Genomic DNA, 16,895 nt, shown 5'->3' on the forward strand with positions numbered 1-16,895 from the left:
ACAGAATCAGTCACAGCAACTTCTCCAGCGGCGACGGGCAGGCTTCGAGTATACGGGCGGCGTTATCCACGGCTAAATCGATGCCGGGCTGGCAGTAGTAGCCCCCGTTAACCTGAACGGCATGCATGACGGTCTTTTGAAAATAGCCAAAGAGCTCGCCGTTGGGCGGCTGCGGCTGCTGCCAAAAATCTGCCAGGTCGCCTTGATAGGTCAGTCCATCTAAATTGTAGATCGGATCGCTAAGCGCATAGGTGGGGCAGTTTTTCTCCAGCGACACGATGCCCACGGTGCTGTTAACGGTCACATTGCCCCTGGCGTGTTTGAGCAGGGCGTTGAGATCCCCCGACTCCAGATAGACGATGCGCCCTTGCAGGCCATGGCGTTCGGCAAGCTTCTTGATGATCTTGGGGTAATTGACCAGGCCCATATCCAAAGGGTGGTTCTTGATGCAGAGCTGTGTCTCGCTGGGTGCGTGTTGGGCGAACGATGCCATTATGTCGTCCATCACTTCCTGCATATTGGCGTAGGGGGAGTGATCGCGAATTTGCGCATCGCTATTTAACTGCAGGGGCAGCATAAAGTAGGGACGACCGCTTTCGATCAGCGCTTTGATGCGCGCCGCATCGCGCTTTTTCCAAACGGCTTTTAGCTGGGCAAACCGCTTGAGGTAGCCCGCGTACTCAACCGGGGCCGTGATCGGCGCGTGATTGCGGTAGTGCGGCGCGACCAGCGGATTGGCCAGCCCGGCCAAGTGGTAGCCAACATCGTGCATGGCGCGAATTTTAAAAGATGAGCGAAAGCGCACCGGTGCGGGTGGCTCGGGCAGTGCTTTGCCGGTCTCATAAAACCAATTGGGGTCACGAGGCAGCAGCGAATGGCCGTTAACCCCTTCGCGCTCCAGCGTGATCCAGAACGGGCGAAAGTAGCCCTCTTCAAACACGTGGGTTCGTACGCCTGCGGCGGCGGCATTATCGACCGCGGGGCGGTGAATAGGACGACGATCACCGAACACTACCTGGTCGGTGATGGCGTACTGCTCCCAGAGTGATTTGATATAGCCGGGTAATTCAGCGGTAGGGCCGCGATACAGGTGGCTTTCGCCGTGGGTGCGCTGCCAGTAGGCAATATCGCCCGCATTAAAGTTGACCTTAACGACTCGGTGCCCATCGTTAACCAAACGCTTGGCCAAGCGCTGGTAAAAGGGTGAGCAAACGCCCTGCAAAAATAAGAATGCACGCTTCTGATGCTTCAACTCAATGCCTTCCGATCAACAAGTTACGATAACAGCGGTAGAGATGCTGTTTCCATGTAAGGATGTTTTTTTGGTTTCTTGCCTGTTCCAACAGGCTGACGACGGTTTCAGCATTGCATAGCTGGCGGGTCGTTGGATCCACATAGCCGGGGTAGAGAATCAGTGTCCCGGCAACCAGCGCATCCAGCGTGAGTGAGCGCGTACGGCGTGGGCAGCTAAGCGCATCCTGCGTTAGGCCCCAGCCAGCATAAAACGGTAGCCCGTAGGTGCTGACTTCTCGCTGGCGCAAAAGTGCTTCAAATCCGGTCAAGGAGCTCATCGTATGCACTGCATCGACGCGCTCTAACAGGGTGGCGATGTCGATGTCGCTGGCATCTAGATCATACAGGCGTTTGGCTTTGGTATCGAGTGCCCCGACACGCGCACCGCTCAATACGTCTGGATGCGCTTTGTAAACGATGTAGGCATCCGGATGGGCGCTACGAACAGCGTTCAACAGCCCGCTATTGGTATTAATGTGCGGCGAGCCGGTGGCAATTGAGGCATCGCTCTCGACTTGGCCGGGCACTAATATGGTGTAACGATCCTGGGGCAGCTCGACCTCTGACTGGCCGCGCACGTTGTATTTGGATAGCTTGAGCGCCACCAGCCTTTCACGTAAATACCGGGCGCGTAGCAGCAGGTCGTCACTAAAGTGGCTGCTATTGAGCAGCTCTTCCAAGTCGCTGGGCTGGCTGGGGTCGTAATAGATGCCTTGGGAATCAATCACCAGTGACAATGGCTGGGTGAGATCGACCCCCAGACCCACCGAGCGAATAAAGCCATCTTCCATGCGCCATAGGTTGGCCATGTGATGCGCGTGCTGGCGTTTAAAGTCAGCATCAATGCGGCTTGACCACACCAACTGCCGTTCGTCGGGCTGCTTATTGGCTGCCACTTCGGTTTGAAAATTCACCTGAGCAGCGGGGCCTAAAAAATCGCCAATAAAGCGCCGTTTCCATGAGGAGAAACCACACGCCCGCCAGCGGCCCCGGTAGCGCTCCTGCTGGCGCTTTTGGTCGGCGATTAAGGCTATCGTCTCTTCCAGCGTGGCGGATTGCAGGGTGTAAGGGTTGGCGTAGCGGCAGTAGCGCAAATAGGCGGCAGCAAACACTTCAACTAATGTGCGTTTAACGCGTCGGCGATGGCAGGGCAGTTGGTCATGGGTAAGCCCCCAGCCCGCGTAAAACGGAATGCCGAAGCAGTGTACCTGCTTACCGGCCAGCAGGGCCTCAAAGCCAAGCTGGCTGGTCACCACATAGACATGGTCGACCTGATCAAATAGCGCCCAGGGATTAAGGTCTTCGCCGATTACCTGGCAGCGCGGATGAGCCGCGGCGTTAAGCAGGTGGCCCTGTTTTTTCCCGGCGATGACATCCGGATGGATCTTGACCAGAATATCGCTGTCCGGGTGCTCTGCTAACGCTGTTTCGAGCATTTGGTCGAAGCTACTAGCGCTGGCGCCGCCGTAGTGAATAGAGGCATCCCCGGCGGTTTGGTCAACCACCAGCACACGCCCTCGGCTGTTACTATTAATAGGTCGGTCGGGGGCGTGGTTATATTTGGAGAGCCGGTAGTGGGCAATCTGCGCCATACAGCGCTCCGCCTGGGCTAACTCCTCAGCGTCGAACGTGGCCGTGTTAAGCCAGTTTTCCAAATCAGAAGGACGCGATGCGTCGTAATAAATACCGGTCTCATCGACCACCAGACTGTGCGGCTGAAAGCCGTTTACGCCTAATCCCAACGAACGTATAAAGCCATCTTCCAAAGCGATGTAAGCTAGCTGACGACGCTGGGCATACCGTCTGGCGCGGACGCTTGTAGGTTTTAACCCCCAGCCAATCACCGCATCGGGTTTTTTCTTAAGTGAACTTATACGGGCGAATTGGTCAAATTCGGGCAGCAGCGCAGGCAGGGCAGCCAGCTTGCCAATGCCTGAAGATGTGTAGCCTGCTGTTCGTTTCGCCATAGATAAGGCCGCGGTGAGGAAACAGGATAAGGTGTAGGCGGGCGAACATACGTGAATTGGAGGGGGTTATCAATTCAGGTTTTGTGAGTGCTCACTATTTTTTCTACCCGCAGCAATCATTTGCATGATAAAAAAAAATTGCCTTAAGTTTGGTTTATTCAACGCGCATAATTGCTACTTTTTTGGTAAGTTTGTCAGCTCCCTGTATCGTTGATACTGCTCTGCCGAACCTGGAGTTAAGTAAAGGATGCATAAAAAGGATAATCGGTGCGCTTTGCCCATCTGCTAAAAAATCTATTTTCTTTCAGTTCGTTAAAGGGCCGGCTTCTGCTGGGGCTCTCCTTTACCTTGCTGTTGCTGATCGCGTTGGTGTTAGGCATGGCGTGGCAAGTCGGTAAGACCATGGTGCAGGAGACGAATATGTCACACCTGCGTTATGAAGCCACCTTGCTCGCTGATGAGGTTACTCAGCAAATCGATATGCGCATTGAGGCGTTAGAGCGTTTAAGCGAAATGATAGGCCCCACTGATGATGCGAGCTGGATCAGCCACCAGCTGCGACAGAACGATAGCCTCATGGCATGGTTCGAGGGGATTGTGGTGGCGAACCGCGATGGAAAGATTATTGCCGACTGGCCCGCTATCGTCGGCCGGGTAGGGCTTGAAACTGCTGAGTTTGAGTATTTTCGTATGTTGCGCGGTATTCGCCGCCCGTATGTCAGCGAACCTTTCGTAGGCCGGGCGAGCGGCATGCCGATGGTGTTGGTGGGGGTGCCGCGTTTCACCGAACAGGGCGATTTCGATGGCTTTATTGGGGGCGTTCTTAGCTTGGATTCTGGTGGGATATTTAGCCGTTTAGCCAAGGTGCGTTTGGGCGAAAAAGGCTATGCAGGCATTGCGACGTCCTCTGGGAAAGTTTTATACCACCCGAATAGTTCATTGATTAATGCTGATGTGCCCAGTAAGGAATTTAACCCCTGGTTGGACTTGGCGCTGGATGGCTGGGAGGGGGATGCCGTAGGGCAACTTGTGCAAGGGGAGATGGCGCTTCAATCCTATTCGCAGGTCTGGTCTGCCGGTTGGGTCGTTGGTCTTTACTTGCCCGTCTCTCAAGCGCAACTTCCGTTAGCCGATTTCATTAGGCAGCTATGGTGGACATGGGTGGTGCTGGTGTTACTTATTTTCCCGCTGCTTTGGTGGATGCTGGGGCGTGTGCTGTCACCCTTGAGGCATTTGGAAAAGCAGATTGGTGAGGTGGGGTTAGGGCATCGGGAGAGCGTCAGTCTGGCGACCAAGATGCAAGAGTTGCAGCAAGTGGCGAGCACCTTTAATCGCGTGGAAGATGAGCGGCAGTTGCTGCTAGGCAACCTTCAAGAGCGCGAGGCGTTTCTTGACTCAGTGCTCAATGCGGCGCCTCAGGGCATGTTTGTCGCTAATATGAAGGGCAACATTACCTATATGAACCCCGCCCTACTGGAGATGCTGGGAATATCCACTGACGTACCCATGCAAACATGGCTTACGCAGGTTCATACTGACGATCTCGAGGGTGCGAAGGATATGTGGCTGCATAGCCTGCAAACCGGCAGCGATTTTGTCCGTCAGTTGCGCTTTTTACGCAGTGATAATGAGCTTTTGTGGCTGGATATTCATGCCCGTGTGGTGATGCTCTCCCAGGATGGCCATACCCTCGGTTTAGTGGGGGTTGTTAAAGATATTACCGAGCGCCGTCAGCAGGAAGCCATTCAGCGCTGGGAGGCGGAGCACGACCCATTAACCGGTCTGTTGAATCGCCGAGGCTTTGAGCGCCGCCTGGAAGAGGCGTTTGCCGACTTCCAAAAAACCAGCACGCCTTCCGCTCTTCTGCTGTTTGATTTGGATCACTTCAAACCCATCAATGACGAAGGTGGCCACGCCCTAGGCGACGAAATGTTGCGCCGCATTGCCCAGGTGGTTGCCTGGGAAGTACGCCGTAGTGACCACGTGGCGCGCCAGGGGGGCGACGAGTTTGGCGTGCTGCTGCCCAGCTGTACGTTGGCTCAGGCAAGGAGAATCGCTGAGTCACTGCGACAGTCGGTCAGTGAAATCTCCGTCACCCATGCAGGCAAAGAGTATATGGTCACTTTAAGTATTGGTGTGACTACCTTTGATGATATTGATACCAGCGTGGAGGATGTTTTGGCGCGTGCCGATGCCGGCAGTTACAAAGCCAAGGAGCACGGGCGTGATGGGGTGGTGGTTAATATGCCCAATGATGATGTCATGGAACTTTTTGATCAGCACAAATAGCCTCTGGTAAGCGAGAGTTCTGTTCCTAACATTGGGCACCACATGCCAGTCGACAAACAATGACCGGCAGTACAGTATAAGCAGGTGCTAAATTTAAGGCTGACCGAGATACCGCTTTGAACCTACTTGAACTGTTTGCCCGCACGCTTGATGTTACCTTGCCTGTCTTCGCGATGGTATTTGTTGGCCTGGGGCTTAAGCGCTTGAAATGGATCGATAGCGCTTTTGTCTCGACCGCCTCAGCGCTGGTATTTAGAGCAACGCTCCCCACCTTGATTTTCCTCAGTTTGATAAAAGCCGACTTAAGTGTTGCTCTAGACGTTTCACTGATGGTGTTTTTTGCCGCGGCAACGCTCGGCCAGTTTTTGCTCAGTTGGGCATGGGCGCACTACCGAGTGGCCCGCCAGGATCGCGGTATATACGTTCAAGGCGCGTTTCGCGGCAATTGTGGGGTCGTGGGCCTAGCACTAGCGGCGGGGATGTACGGTAACTATGGCCTTTCAGCGGGTAGTCTTCTGCTGGGCGTGGTGATTGTGATGTACAACGCGTTTTCGGTTGTCGTGCTGGCATTTTACCAACCCGGCCAATCCACCGATTGGCGCAGCCTGCTCAAACATGTGGCCACCAACCCGCTGATCATCTCGGTGTTTGCGGCACTACCTTTTACCGCACTTTCGATCCCTTTGCCCTCATGGGTGATCACCTCCGGCGATTACTTTGCCTCGTTGACCCTGCCGCTGGCGCTGATTTGTATTGGCGCGACGCTCTCCGTTTCGAGCATGCGCGACAGCAGCCAAGTAGCTCTTGGCGCTAGCCTGATGAAGATGGTCACGCTCCCGATACTCTCCACGTTGGCGGCCTGGATGGTGGGCTTTTCAGGCGAGCAGTTGGGCCTGTTGTTCCTATTCTTCGCCAGCCCCACCGCCGCCGCCAGCTTTGTGATGGTGAAAGCGATAGGCGGCAATGTGTCATTAGCCGCCAATATCATCGCCATCACCACGCTGATGGCGAGCATTACCGTGACACTAGGCATCTTCGCGCTGCGTTTACTCGGCTGGATATAGCGCTGAATAGCGCAACGCGGTTGGCCCTACCTAAGTCGACGCGTTATACTACGCGCCCGCTAGTTTTAGACCACGTTTGTCCCTGTAGCTCAGTAGGATAGAGCAGCCGCCTCCTAAGCGGCAGGTCGCAGGTTCGACTCCTGCCAGGGACGCCATATCACTCCCTCTAGTCTCCCCTGGTTACACCATAAACCTGATAACCACGCGGATTTTACCCTGATAGCCTGCCCATAGTCTCCCCACGTTAACCCCTCTAAAACCATGCTTTTCTGTATGCGAGAGTGTATGCTGATAGGTAATAACTTTCTTCGCATACATAGAGGCGGGGTATGAAGCGTTCTGAAGTGCGTAGCAAGCCACTCGCTGAAAGAGTTGTGGCTGCCCTTGAGCCGGAAGATAAGGCTTACCGTATTAGCGATGGTGCTGGACTGTACCTATACGTTAGAACTGATGCTACCAAGAGCTGGGAGCTTCGGTACCGCAAGCCAGATGGCAAGTACAGTTGGTTGGGGCTGGGTAGCTATCCCGAAGTTAAGCCCAAAGAAGCCCGGCAGCGTGCCACTGAGGCTAAGGAGTTAATAGCCAAGGGAACGACGCCGCGCCAGCATAAGAAAGCTCAGGAGCAGCAAGCTCAAACTGCTAGTCGTGAAACGGTGGCCGCCTTGATGGATGAGTGGCACGTCATGAAGGCCAAAAGCGTTGACGCAAACTCCTTGCGCAAGGTGTGGCTCTCTATTCAACGCCACCTGATGCCCGCCATGGGGCATGAACCCATTTCTCGCATACAGCCCGCATACATTCTTGAGTTCTTTCGCCAGTTGGAAGCGCTGGGTATTCACGCCACTAGCGCCAAAATCAGGCGTGCTCTTGCCGAGGCGTTTGATATGGCGGCTTTTGCCGGGCGTGTCGCTTCTAACCCTGTACGAGGAGTGGAGAGGTTCATTGAGTCAGGCAAGGGGAGTAACTACGCTCACGTCTCACAGCAGGAAGTGCCCGGCCTTGTACGCGCCATTGACCAGTACCCACGTAGCCCACAAGTCAGGGCTGCCATGCTACTGCTGGCGCTAAATGGCTGCAGGCCTGGAGAGTTGAGACAAGCGGCATGGTCTGAGTTTGATCTTGATAACGGCCTGTGGGATTTGCCCGCAGAGCGTACCAAGAAGCGCCGAGCTATCTTAATGCCCCTTTCCACGCAAAGCGTGGCACTGCTCAGAGAGCAGCACCAGCGGAGTGGTTCGTTCAATCTGGTTTTCCCCAATCGTAACGATCCCCGTAAGCCAATGAGCAATATGGCGGTTAATAAGGCCATCGAGCATATTGGATACGCAGGCCGTCAGACCGGGCATGGCTTCCGCCATATCCTATCCACCGGATTAAATGAACGTGGCTATAACGCTGATCACATTGAGGCACAGCTAGCTCACGTGACGGGCAATATCCGCAGTACCTACAACAAGGCTCTCTACTTGGAGCCGCGGCGCACCATGATGCAGGCATGGGCAGATGAGGTATACGGAATGATAGGCGACGCCAGCAAGGTAGTGGCCTTTAGAGCGCGTGGCTGATGCCAAATGGTTGAACGTGGGTAGGCTATGGGGTGGCAGCGAAGCGAGTAAAGTGCTAAATATATGTCATGGATATATAGCCAGTGTTGTTGTGGCTGGCGCTACATAACACGCCGCGCACGTTGTTTTAGAGCGGTGACAGTGGTGACGGCGGTGACACGGTTGATTATAAAGGTTTTTATCTGTCACCAGTGCCGGTTTTTGAGTGGTGACAGCGGTGACAACGGCATATAGGTACTGTGCCACTTGTTTGGCTGGCTAGGGCGACGGCCTGAAAGCGCGGAGAACTCCACCGTGTGAGCCAGCCACCTATTTTGGAGTTCGGGTGTTAGGAGTAACTCCTCATGAATGCAAGGCTATATAGCTTAAAAAGTTGGCTAACTGTAGAAGAAGCTGCTCTACATTTATCGTCAATCATTTCTGAAGAAGTAAGTCTCTCGGATATCTTACAGCTTGGGCTTGAGGGGCATCTCAAGCTTTCTGTAAACCTTGTTAACAAGGCCTATATTAGGAAGGGCGAAGTTAAAGATCTCATGGAAACTTCTGTGATTTTGTATATGCATGATGGGAGGTTTCCTTTATTAAGCTCAGACGAGAATGTTGTACCCGGCAGTATTGAGGAAGAGTGCAGAAATCTTTCTCGAAAACCATATGGGCAAATTATAGAGCAGTGCAGCGACGAACTGGCACATGCTGTTGCTGAAAGGCGAGTATTGGCTGCCCCACTAGGAGATCACGTAAAGGGGAATGACTACGTTCGGTTCAGTGGTGGCATTATTGATGCTACGGGTATTTGGGATTTGCCTATGCTGGCTGGTGAGAGGATCAGCATTGAAGAGCGCTACCAGATACTTACTGGAGGGCCTGAAGTCGAGTTGACGAATATAGATGGTACATGGCTTGAAGCAGACGGTTGCTTATATTGCATTTATAAGCGCTTTGATCAGGATTACATATCTGAATTCCTTAAAAGAGATGGAGTAAAGCCACACGAACATCGATACTCAAATCCTGAGCATTTTTATCCTGTCGGAAGGCTTCCGGATGATGTGTCTGTTGTTGTAAGGCGAGAAAATCTGGATGCTTTTATATCTGGTCTTGAAAACACTTCCAAAACATCTCAGCCTTCAGAAAGAGATGAGATTCGCGCTTTAGAGGCTCTTGGCTTGTTGGCGGAGACCTTCTCCCAATCAGCATCGAAGTACGACCTTTCTGGTAAGCCTAATAAGGCACAAATAGCTGAAGCTATGAGTAATCATGCTGGAGATATCTATGGCATGAGCAAAAGTAAGCTTCAGCGGTTGCTAACTGACTCCCTGAATGCATGGGACGAGCGCCGAGGTTGATTGTCTGCATTTTGCATTAATGCAAATGCACCAAATGAATTAAAAATTAGACCAGCATTTAAGTCGTCTACATGCCACATGGCGTAACTAGGAGACGGCTTAAATGCAAACTAACCGTGATAAAGCTGCTGGTAAAATCCCTCTCGATAACTTTGACCCCAAGTTTGTCCAGATCGACAAGCGCCAAGCATGTGCCATTCTGGGCATGCCTTCGACTTCATTTGATCGGGCTCGTAAAGAAGATGCTCGATTTCCCAAACCTATTCAGCAGGGCCCCAGCAAGAACGCGCCGCTAAGGTTTGTCTTGGCTGAAATCTACGAGTATTCCGCTCGCCTTATTGCTGATTACCGCAATGATGGGGAGGTGGCTTAAATGGCTACTTCCAATGTCATCCCCCTACAGTACGAAGGCCAAGCCTATAGCTTTAATGCGGCTGGCTGGATCAATGCTACTGAGGCTGCAAAACGCTTTGGTAAAGAGCCTGCGCAGTGGCTGCGGCTACCCGAGACTAAGGCTTACTTGCTTGGTCTTGAGCGTAGATATGGGGAAATCACATATGTAGAAACAAGTCGTGCGCGGATGGATCGCGGCGGTGGTACTTGGCTGCACCCGAGGCTAGCCGTACCGTTCGCCCGTTGGCTGTCAATTGACTTTGAAATTTGGTGTGACGAGCAAATTGATCGCTTAATCCATGGCAGCGCTGAAAATTGGCAGCTGCTACGCGACTCTGCAGCTATCGGATACCGCGGCATGTGCGATGCTCTTCAGCTCACCCGCGAAGCCCAAGGTAAGTCAGCCGCCCGCCATCACTTCATCAATGAAGCTCGGTTGATCAACATCGCTGTCTTTGGCCAGGCCAAGGGCGTAGATCGTGACAGCCTAAGCCCTGCTGAGCTTCGTCTGCTGGCGCTTATTGAGCAGCGAGACACCTTCCTGTTAGGCCGTGGTCTGGACTACCAACAGCGCAAGCAGGAGCTGACACGCTACGCACAGGAGCAGCTAATACCCAAGCTGCAAGGCGGTGCTGCGTGACTATCAATGCTACCGATTCCGCCAGTCAGCGCACGCGTATCTTAGCCCGCTTGAAGCTTGGCCCGGTAACCACTCTCGAGCTGATCCAAGACGAGAATATCCTGCGTCCCGGCGCCCGTATCTGTGAGCTTCGAGAAAGGGGCCACGATATACGAACCCATCTGCAAGATGTGATCGACCCATGGGGGCGCCAGCATAGCCGTGTAGCGCTTTATTATCTGCCGACTAGTGCCAATGGCACTAAGGGTGGTGTTTGATGTTGACCAATCCGATGGCTAACGACTATGCTGAACTTGCTGGCGCAAAATCGTCAGTCAGGTTTGGCGACCTGAATTATACGCGGCGCACAGGCGCCCTCCGATACCGAATAGGCGCTTTTTTTGCGTCCATACGGTATGTTATGGACGGGCTGTGTGGGGAGACCTTCGTGTCTGCCGGTTTCCGTGTATGCCGGTTCGCCAACCCTGCTCAGTCCGTCCTCCAATCTGTTTGGCGACAGTGGTTGACGGCTCCATCTTCAATACGCGGAGTCAGACCCATGGCTAAGTCACGCCTATTCCTTACCCTAATCCCTTCTAAACGTGCTGCTGCTCATAGAGCAATGGCTAAAGCTGCCTTGTTTGCTAATGCCAGCGCCAGCGTCCGTCTTAAGCGTTACAACCACCATATTGAGAAAGTTAGCCGCCTGGAAGCCGCCATCATCGGTCAGGGGGTGCGTTCATGAATACTGCAAAACGCCATATTGATGCCCTTGAAAGCCGAATCGGCCTAATGGCCTCTCTCGCCAACATTATCAACATCGACAGGATGCGCGATGGCAACGAAGGTGAAGCGCCCATCCTTAACGACTACTACTACGGCTCGCTAGTAGAGGCCATTGAGATAGTAGCGGAGAGCTGCTACCGAGAGCTTAGCCATCTTGATGATGCCTCCGAAGAGGAGGTGGCCCGATGATGCCCATAGCCATTAACTGCGACCTACGCACCCGAGTTATTCGCTTTCAGTTCACTAACCCGGATCGCTTCTTAACAGCCGAGCAGGCGCTTGCCAATGGTTTAGTTAATCACCTTGAGTTCAAGGAGATACAGCGCGAAGCCCAAGCGTTTAGCAAGGAGACTGGACTGTGACTCCTCAAGATCAAACCTATCTGCTGAAAGCTGCCCTTACTGTTGATGCCCGGCAAATGGAGCAGGCGTCAAAAATCCTCGCTGGCGTAGCGATGCTGCTTAACGACCATGATATTGATGGCCTGAAACGTGAGGCACTTATTGAAACGCTGTGGTTGCTGTCTAGCACCTTTGAGGAGCGCCGCGACTGGCTAGAGCAGGAGGGCTATATATGCAGCGAGCAATAAAAACGCCCAGCCGAAGCCAAGCGGAGTACAGCAGCATTATCGAGATGCCCAGCCATCTTAGCATAGAGGCCGCAGCCGAGCAGGTTGCCGGTGACCTCTATGGCGTATTCCGCTTCACCGGCAAGGGTAAGTGGCGCCGGTTTACGCCAGACGGTGCCAGTGGCCAGAGTGGCTATATAGGCTTACTGGGAGATACCACGGCAGTAGTGGGCGACTGGCGCGACGCCCAACGGCTAGTCGTGTTGGTAGATGATGCTGACGACGATATCACCCGCACAGAGAAGCGCCAACAAGCCCAGCTAGAGGCACAGCGTCAGCGTGACCAGTGGGAAGCCGAGCGCATTGCCAAGCAAGCAGAGACCGCCGTACAGGCCCGCCAGTGGTGGGCTTCTGCTAAACCAGCGGATATCGCTCACCCGTATCTGATTAAAAAACAGCTACGCCCCTATGGTCTGCGCCAGCGAGGAAATGCCTTGCTGGTACCGCTGTACGTCGATGGTGAGCTGATCAATCTGGAGCGTATCTTTCCCGATGGCGCTAAACGGCCGCTGCCCGGCGGCCGTGTTAAAGGTGCCGCTAGCTTGATTGGCCGTATTGCTGGCGCTCAAAGGGTAATGGTAACTGAGGGCTGGGCAACCGGTGCCGCGCTATATGCGTCTACTGGCTGCCCTGTGGTGGTAGCCCGCAATGCTGACAACCTTGAACCGGTTGCTCGACGCCTGCGCCAGCGATTGCCCGAAGAAGTGACGATCACTATGGCTGCGGATGATGACCGCTTTACTGATGGCAACCCTGGCATGTCCAAGGCGCGGATTGCAGCGTTGGCCATTGGGGGGAAATTGCTCACACCCACCTTTTGTGATCGCTGCGAGTCATGCACCGACTTTGCGGACGTGGCGTTGTGCCGCAAGGGGGGAGTATGAGTTGGACGGCAGACGATAATCTGAGCCTCTTTGATAAACCGACAGACGAGGATCAAACCCGCCTGACTGCAAATTCAGCGGGAACAGTGGGAACAGCGGGAACAGGAGGTGATAAAGAGCCGGAAAACAGTCGCTTAGGAAATGAAAGCGGCGTTCCCGCCAGTGGGAACAGTGCGGGAACAGCGGGAACAGGCGCGAATGATCAGAGTAAACGGGCGACGTTGGGTGAGGATGAGTTAGCTGCGCTTGCTGATGCTGCTCCTTTGGGTCAAGAAGTATCGCCCGGGGAAAGTGAGCCGCTAGACGGCAGTATTAAGCGTCCGGGCTTCACTAGCCATGCGAATTGGTTTCATATCGGGGACAAGCGGCGCCCTCCGGGATTGTGGTGGCACGGTATACGCAACGGCCAAAACGGCTCCACCAATGAGGATGTGTACATTGCTGACCCCATTGAAGTGATCGCCATTAGCTGTGACGAACATGGCGGTAACTTCGGGCGTCAGGTTCGCTTTATGAATAGCGAGGGCAAGTGGTGCCGCCGAGTATTGCCAATGCGCTTGCTCAATGAAGGTGGTTCAGAGTTACGCCGTGAATTACTGGATATGGGGCACACGCACGTCATCAAGCAGCGCCACCGCCTTGCTGACTACATTATGGAAAGTCGGCCAGAGGCCCGGCTGGTTGCGGCTACTACGACCGGCTGGCATGACAACTCACGAGCCTTTGTTCTCCCTGAGCGCACCATAGGCAACCAGGACTACTGCTTTAGCGCCGATTCTGCACGATCCAGCTACTTTGATGCTCGCGGCACTCTCGATGGGTGGCGCCAGCAGGTTGCCGGGCGCGCGGTTAACAACCCTATCCTGATGCTGGGTATCTGTATTGCTTTAGCAGGCCCTTTGATATGGCCAGCCAAACAGCAGCCATCCGGAGGGTTGGGCTTCAACTTGCGGGGTGGCTCCAGTAAGGGCAAAACAACTTGTTTGCAAATGGCTAGTAGCGTATGGGGCAGCCCTCAATTCATGCGCCAATGGTCTAGTACCGGCAATGGCATCGAAGCCTTAGCCGCATCCCAGAACGATACCTGCATGGTGCTGGATGAGATCAGTCAGGCGAGCCCGTATGAAGCGGGCAATATGGTCTATCTGGTAGCCAATGGCGTAGGCAAGCAGCGAGCGGCTAGAACCGGCGGTATACGTGAAGCTCAGCGCTGGCGCCTAATGCTGCTTTCTAGTGGTGAGCGCAGCCTAGCCTCACATATGAGTGAAGCCGGTAAGAAGGCTAAGGCCGGGCAAGATGCCCGCCTGTTGGATATACCTGCCACAGGCCGCCGTTATGGCGCGTTCGACGATATCCAGGGTATGACCCCCAGCGATTTTGCCAACGCTATCAAGACGGCAACAGCGGAGCATTACGGGCATGCCGGGAGCGCCTTTATCCAGCATTTGATAAAGCAATCCGACTTACCTGCTCTCTACCGCGACACCATGGAAGACCCTGTATTTACAGTTGCCCAGGATGGCGTTTCCAGTCGTGCGGCTGGCGCTTTCGGATTGTTGGCAATGGCTGGAGAGCTGGCTACCGATGCTGGGTTAACAGGATGGGCGCCCGGCTCGTCTATCGAGGCGATAGGTACTTGCTTTCAGCTATGGCAGTCCGAAAGGGGGAGTCTGCCGCCGGAAGACCAGGCCATCATGGAAGGAATAGCAAACTTCATTCAGCGCCACGGTGATAGCCGATTTAGCGAGATGGGCGTTCCATATGGGGAGAACAAGCCCGGAGTTAGAGACCGTGCTGGCTATTGGGCAGATATGGCAGAAGGGCGTGTCTTTTACTTCCATCGGGCGGCACTGGAAGAAGCGGCCACCGGGTATGACCCCAAAATGATTGCCAGCGTGCTGGACAAGGCTGGCTGGCTCCATGAAAAGGAGTCTGGAAGATTCGCGGTCAACAAACGCACACCTAACGGACTTCAACGCCTTTATGCCGTTTTACCAAAGGAGGGTGAGCAATGAGTTATCGCGATCTTCTACGGCAACGACGCTTAGCGGCAGGTGTTCCCACTGTTCCCTCTGAAATAGATGCTATGGGAACAGAAAAAAGCCTTGAAAAACAAGAGTGTTCCCAGCGTTCCCACTGTTCCCGCGTCGATTCTAGTGACGCAGGTAAACAGAAGGCTACGCAAGAGGCGCCGCTGCTGGCCACCACTCGCGACATTAACACCATCGTTGGCAGCTTGTACGCGGTTGATAGGCCGCTGGAGCACATTGAAACCGAGGTGCGCAGGGTGATGGCAACCCTCACACGGCAAGCGGCTGCTGAGCTGGCTGTAGTGCTGGATGACGCCTTTGAGGTGGCTCCCGATACCTACACAGCCCTTAAGCAATGCCGTTGCCTGCTGAGCGATTCCAGGGCGCTGTCAGCGGCTAAAGCGGTATGGCCCAGCCTACCTCATGCGCCAGCGTTAGAAGCCCCTATAGGCGCTCCTGTCGTTGAGCATGCGCCACGCTGGTTGAGGCTAGTCCGTGAGCATTGCCCGGTCATGCCCGAGGACGAACGGCTGCTGAGTCAGGTGATTGGCCGTATGTCAGCAAGGGAGGTGATGGATTATGCAAGGCGGTACATCACCACATGGCAACTCGCTGCCGATCAGGAGCCTGTCAGCCATAAGCGTGATAACGCGGGGCGGCGCGCTGCCAATCGAGAGCTAACAGGAGGTCGTCGTGTTGGATAACGCCATTCAGGAAGCCGCGCGTCTGGCATCCAGCCTGCGCTCAATCGATCAGAGCGCCAGCCATAGCGCGGAGGCGGTACGGGATACGCTGCAATCATCGCCTGATGATGACGCCTTGTTGGCCTGCGCCGCGACTCTGGAAGCGGTAAACGATGCACTCCCGGCCGGAACGTTGGCAGGGCTTATACGCATTCGCCTGACTCGCCTCCAGGGGATAGTAAACGCGCTGATTGATACTGACACCACACCGCCAGCGGCATAGGAGAGCACCATGATTAACCACGACACGATTAAACAAGCCGCTGAAAGTGGTGCCGGTCTGGATCACCTCTCGCCAGGGCAAGCGTGGTCGGCGTATAAAGCCAACGTTAAGCCCAAACACCTGCGCCAGCCAATGCGGCACTCTATGGTGCTGCTACTGGCGAGCGTGGAGCAGAAGGCGCGACATGCGTTCTTTGGTGGCATAGAGCAAGGTGATACGGATGAGATGATCTATCGCGCTTATGATGAACAGCACCCCATGTTTCTGCGTGGGCCTATCCTCGAAACGCTACATGAAGGCATGAACAAATTCTTTCCCGATCTCAAAGCATCGGCAGTGGATGATGACGGCAACGCGGTATATCGGCTGGATCATCTTGCTAAGGCATTAGGAGCTAGCGAGGAAGAGCTGCTGGCGCTGGCTAAAGAGAAGGGCATGGATAATCGGCTTCAAACCAAGCCGGTTCATACCCTGCACTGAGGAGGCAGCCATGAGCAAGAACCCCCGCCTATTCGTCGAGCCGGTGCGGCTAATCGTCAATGTAGAGCAAGAGACGGTAAAACGGATAGATGAATTGATGGAAGGGCGCCAGCATCACCGGCACCGCAACCGTGCTGAGTTTGTGCGTCAGGCTATCGAGCGAGAGCTGGCGCGGTGCCAACAATGATGATTTCTGCAGTCCCCAAAAAAGGGCTTTGATAATTTCGGGGCCTCAAAAGAGGCCTCTTTTTTTATAGGTGAAACGGTGGATGATCAGGCAGAGCTAAGAAAGCGCTACAAAGCTTGGAGTAAGGCACAAAGAGAAGGTAAGCGCCCGCCAGTCGATCCCGAGTTCCAAGACTTGCGGTGCGGTGCCAAGACGCGGGCAGGGGCGCCCTGTAAGCGTCGTGACCTATGGGATAGCGGGCGGTGCAAGTTACATGGTGGTATGTCCACTGGGCCGAAAACAGGGCCCAGAGCCAAAAAGCCAGTACCTGAACTGCCAGTGGAGCCTTACGACCTGGATTCATAGAATAAGCGCAGCACTTTGGACTACAAGGTAGAGGCAGGTGGGCCAGCGCCGGT

The 16,895-nt window shown here is 54.4% G+C and carries 20 protein-coding genes and 1 tRNA gene; 19 read left to right on the forward strand and 2 right to left on the reverse strand.

The genetic code is table 11. The features are described 5' to 3' along the window. Window positions 1-10 precede the first annotated feature (10 nt). Together JI62_RS17190 and JI62_RS17195 are read right to left on the reverse strand one after the other, a co-directional pair. Window positions 11-1,252: a capsule biosynthesis protein gene (locus tag JI62_RS17190; protein WP_088701303.1), complete on the reverse strand. Its 1,242-nt coding sequence runs from the start codon at window positions 1,250-1,252 to the stop codon at window positions 11-13. 1 nt (window position 1,253) lies between these two features. Next, window positions 1,254-3,260 carry a capsular polysaccharide biosynthesis protein gene (locus JI62_RS17195; RefSeq protein ID WP_088701304.1) on the reverse strand — a complete coding sequence of 669 codons (2,007 nt, stop codon included), beginning with the start codon at window positions 3,258-3,260 and terminating at the stop codon, window positions 1,254-1,256. Window positions 3,261-3,527: 267 nt separating this feature from the next. Here JI62_RS17195 and JI62_RS17200 point away from each other — a divergent pair, with 267 nt between their 5' ends. From JI62_RS17200 to JI62_RS23245, 19 genes are all read left to right on the forward strand, one after another. Further along, window positions 3,528-5,549 (forward strand): sensor domain-containing diguanylate cyclase, encoded by a 2,022-nt coding sequence (locus tag JI62_RS17200; protein WP_240513282.1) that lies wholly within the window; start codon window positions 3,528-3,530, stop codon window positions 5,547-5,549. Between the two features lie 116 nt (window positions 5,550-5,665). Beyond that, a complete protein-coding gene (locus tag JI62_RS17205; protein ID WP_088701305.1) occupies window positions 5,666-6,613 on the forward strand; it encodes an AEC family transporter in 948 nt (315 codons plus the stop codon). Between the two features lie 78 nt (window positions 6,614-6,691). Next, window positions 6,692-6,768 (forward strand) — tRNA-Arg (locus tag JI62_RS17210). Between the two features lie 174 nt (window positions 6,769-6,942). Next, entirely contained in the window at window positions 6,943-8,178 is a 1,236-nt protein-coding gene (locus JI62_RS17215; protein WP_088701306.1) for a tyrosine-type recombinase/integrase, read from the forward strand. Window positions 8,179-8,522: 344 nt separating this feature from the next. After that, window positions 8,523-9,524: a hypothetical protein gene (locus tag JI62_RS17220; RefSeq protein WP_088701307.1), complete on the forward strand. Its 1,002-nt coding sequence runs from the start codon at window positions 8,523-8,525 to the stop codon at window positions 9,522-9,524. Window positions 9,525-9,627: 103 nt separating this feature from the next. Next, complete coding sequence (locus JI62_RS17225) at window positions 9,628-9,897, forward strand: hypothetical protein (protein WP_088701308.1); 270 nt, start codon at window positions 9,628-9,630, stop codon at window positions 9,895-9,897. Further along, a complete protein-coding gene (locus JI62_RS17230) occupies window positions 9,898-10,557 on the forward strand; it encodes a KilA-N domain-containing protein (protein WP_088701309.1) in 660 nt (219 codons plus the stop codon). Further along, window positions 10,554-10,814 (forward strand): helix-turn-helix domain-containing protein, encoded by a 261-nt coding sequence (locus tag JI62_RS17235; RefSeq protein ID WP_088701310.1) that lies wholly within the window; start codon window positions 10,554-10,556, stop codon window positions 10,812-10,814. The genes JI62_RS17230 and JI62_RS17235 overlap by 4 nt, the downstream gene beginning before the upstream one ends. Before the next feature lie 281 nt (window positions 10,815-11,095). After that, the gene (locus JI62_RS17240) at window positions 11,096-11,281 is read left to right on the forward strand and encodes a hypothetical protein (RefSeq protein ID WP_088701369.1); all 186 of its coding nucleotides are present in this window, start codon (window positions 11,096-11,098) and stop codon (window positions 11,279-11,281) included. Then, a complete protein-coding gene (locus tag JI62_RS17245; protein ID WP_088701311.1) occupies window positions 11,278-11,511 on the forward strand; it encodes a hypothetical protein in 234 nt (77 codons plus the stop codon). The genes JI62_RS17240 and JI62_RS17245 overlap by 4 nt, the downstream gene beginning before the upstream one ends. Beyond that, window positions 11,508-11,684, forward strand: coding sequence for a hypothetical protein (locus JI62_RS22660; RefSeq protein WP_170938575.1), 177 nt, complete (start codon window positions 11,508-11,510; stop codon window positions 11,682-11,684). Before JI62_RS17245 ends, JI62_RS22660 begins: the two co-directional genes overlap by 4 nt. Continuing rightward, window positions 11,681-11,911, forward strand: coding sequence for a hypothetical protein (locus JI62_RS17250; protein WP_088701312.1), 231 nt, complete (start codon window positions 11,681-11,683; stop codon window positions 11,909-11,911). Before JI62_RS22660 ends, JI62_RS17250 begins: the two co-directional genes overlap by 4 nt. After that, window positions 11,896-12,834, forward strand: coding sequence for a toprim domain-containing protein (locus JI62_RS17255; protein WP_088701313.1), 939 nt, complete (start codon window positions 11,896-11,898; stop codon window positions 12,832-12,834). The genes JI62_RS17250 and JI62_RS17255 overlap by 16 nt, the downstream gene beginning before the upstream one ends. Then, on the forward strand, window positions 12,831-14,849 hold the full coding sequence (locus JI62_RS17260; RefSeq protein ID WP_170938576.1) for a DUF927 domain-containing protein: 2,019 nt from the start codon (window positions 12,831-12,833) through the stop codon (window positions 14,847-14,849). The genes JI62_RS17255 and JI62_RS17260 overlap by 4 nt, the downstream gene beginning before the upstream one ends. Continuing rightward, window positions 14,846-15,568 (forward strand): hypothetical protein, encoded by a 723-nt coding sequence (locus JI62_RS17265; RefSeq protein WP_088701315.1) that lies wholly within the window; start codon window positions 14,846-14,848, stop codon window positions 15,566-15,568. The genes JI62_RS17260 and JI62_RS17265 overlap by 4 nt, the downstream gene beginning before the upstream one ends. After that, on the forward strand, window positions 15,558-15,830 hold the full coding sequence (locus JI62_RS17270; protein ID WP_088701316.1) for a hypothetical protein: 273 nt from the start codon (window positions 15,558-15,560) through the stop codon (window positions 15,828-15,830). The genes JI62_RS17265 and JI62_RS17270 overlap by 11 nt, the downstream gene beginning before the upstream one ends. Window positions 15,831-15,839: 9 nt before the next feature. Beyond that, entirely contained in the window at window positions 15,840-16,310 is a 471-nt protein-coding gene (locus JI62_RS17275; RefSeq protein ID WP_088701317.1) for a hypothetical protein, read from the forward strand. 10 nt (window positions 16,311-16,320) lie between these two features. Next, window positions 16,321-16,497 carry a hypothetical protein gene (locus JI62_RS22665; RefSeq protein ID WP_170938577.1) on the forward strand — a complete coding sequence of 59 codons (177 nt, stop codon included), beginning with the start codon at window positions 16,321-16,323 and terminating at the stop codon, window positions 16,495-16,497. A 78-nt stretch (window positions 16,498-16,575) separates the two neighbouring features. Continuing rightward, on the forward strand, window positions 16,576-16,842 hold the full coding sequence (locus JI62_RS23245; RefSeq protein WP_088701318.1) for an HGGxSTG domain-containing protein: 267 nt from the start codon (window positions 16,576-16,578) through the stop codon (window positions 16,840-16,842). Window positions 16,843-16,895: the final 53 nt, after the last annotated feature.

Origin of the sequence: Halomonas campaniensis (assembly GCF_002211105.1) — a bacterium.
GTDB lineage: Bacteria > Pseudomonadota > Gammaproteobacteria > Pseudomonadales > Halomonadaceae > Vreelandella > Vreelandella campaniensis_A.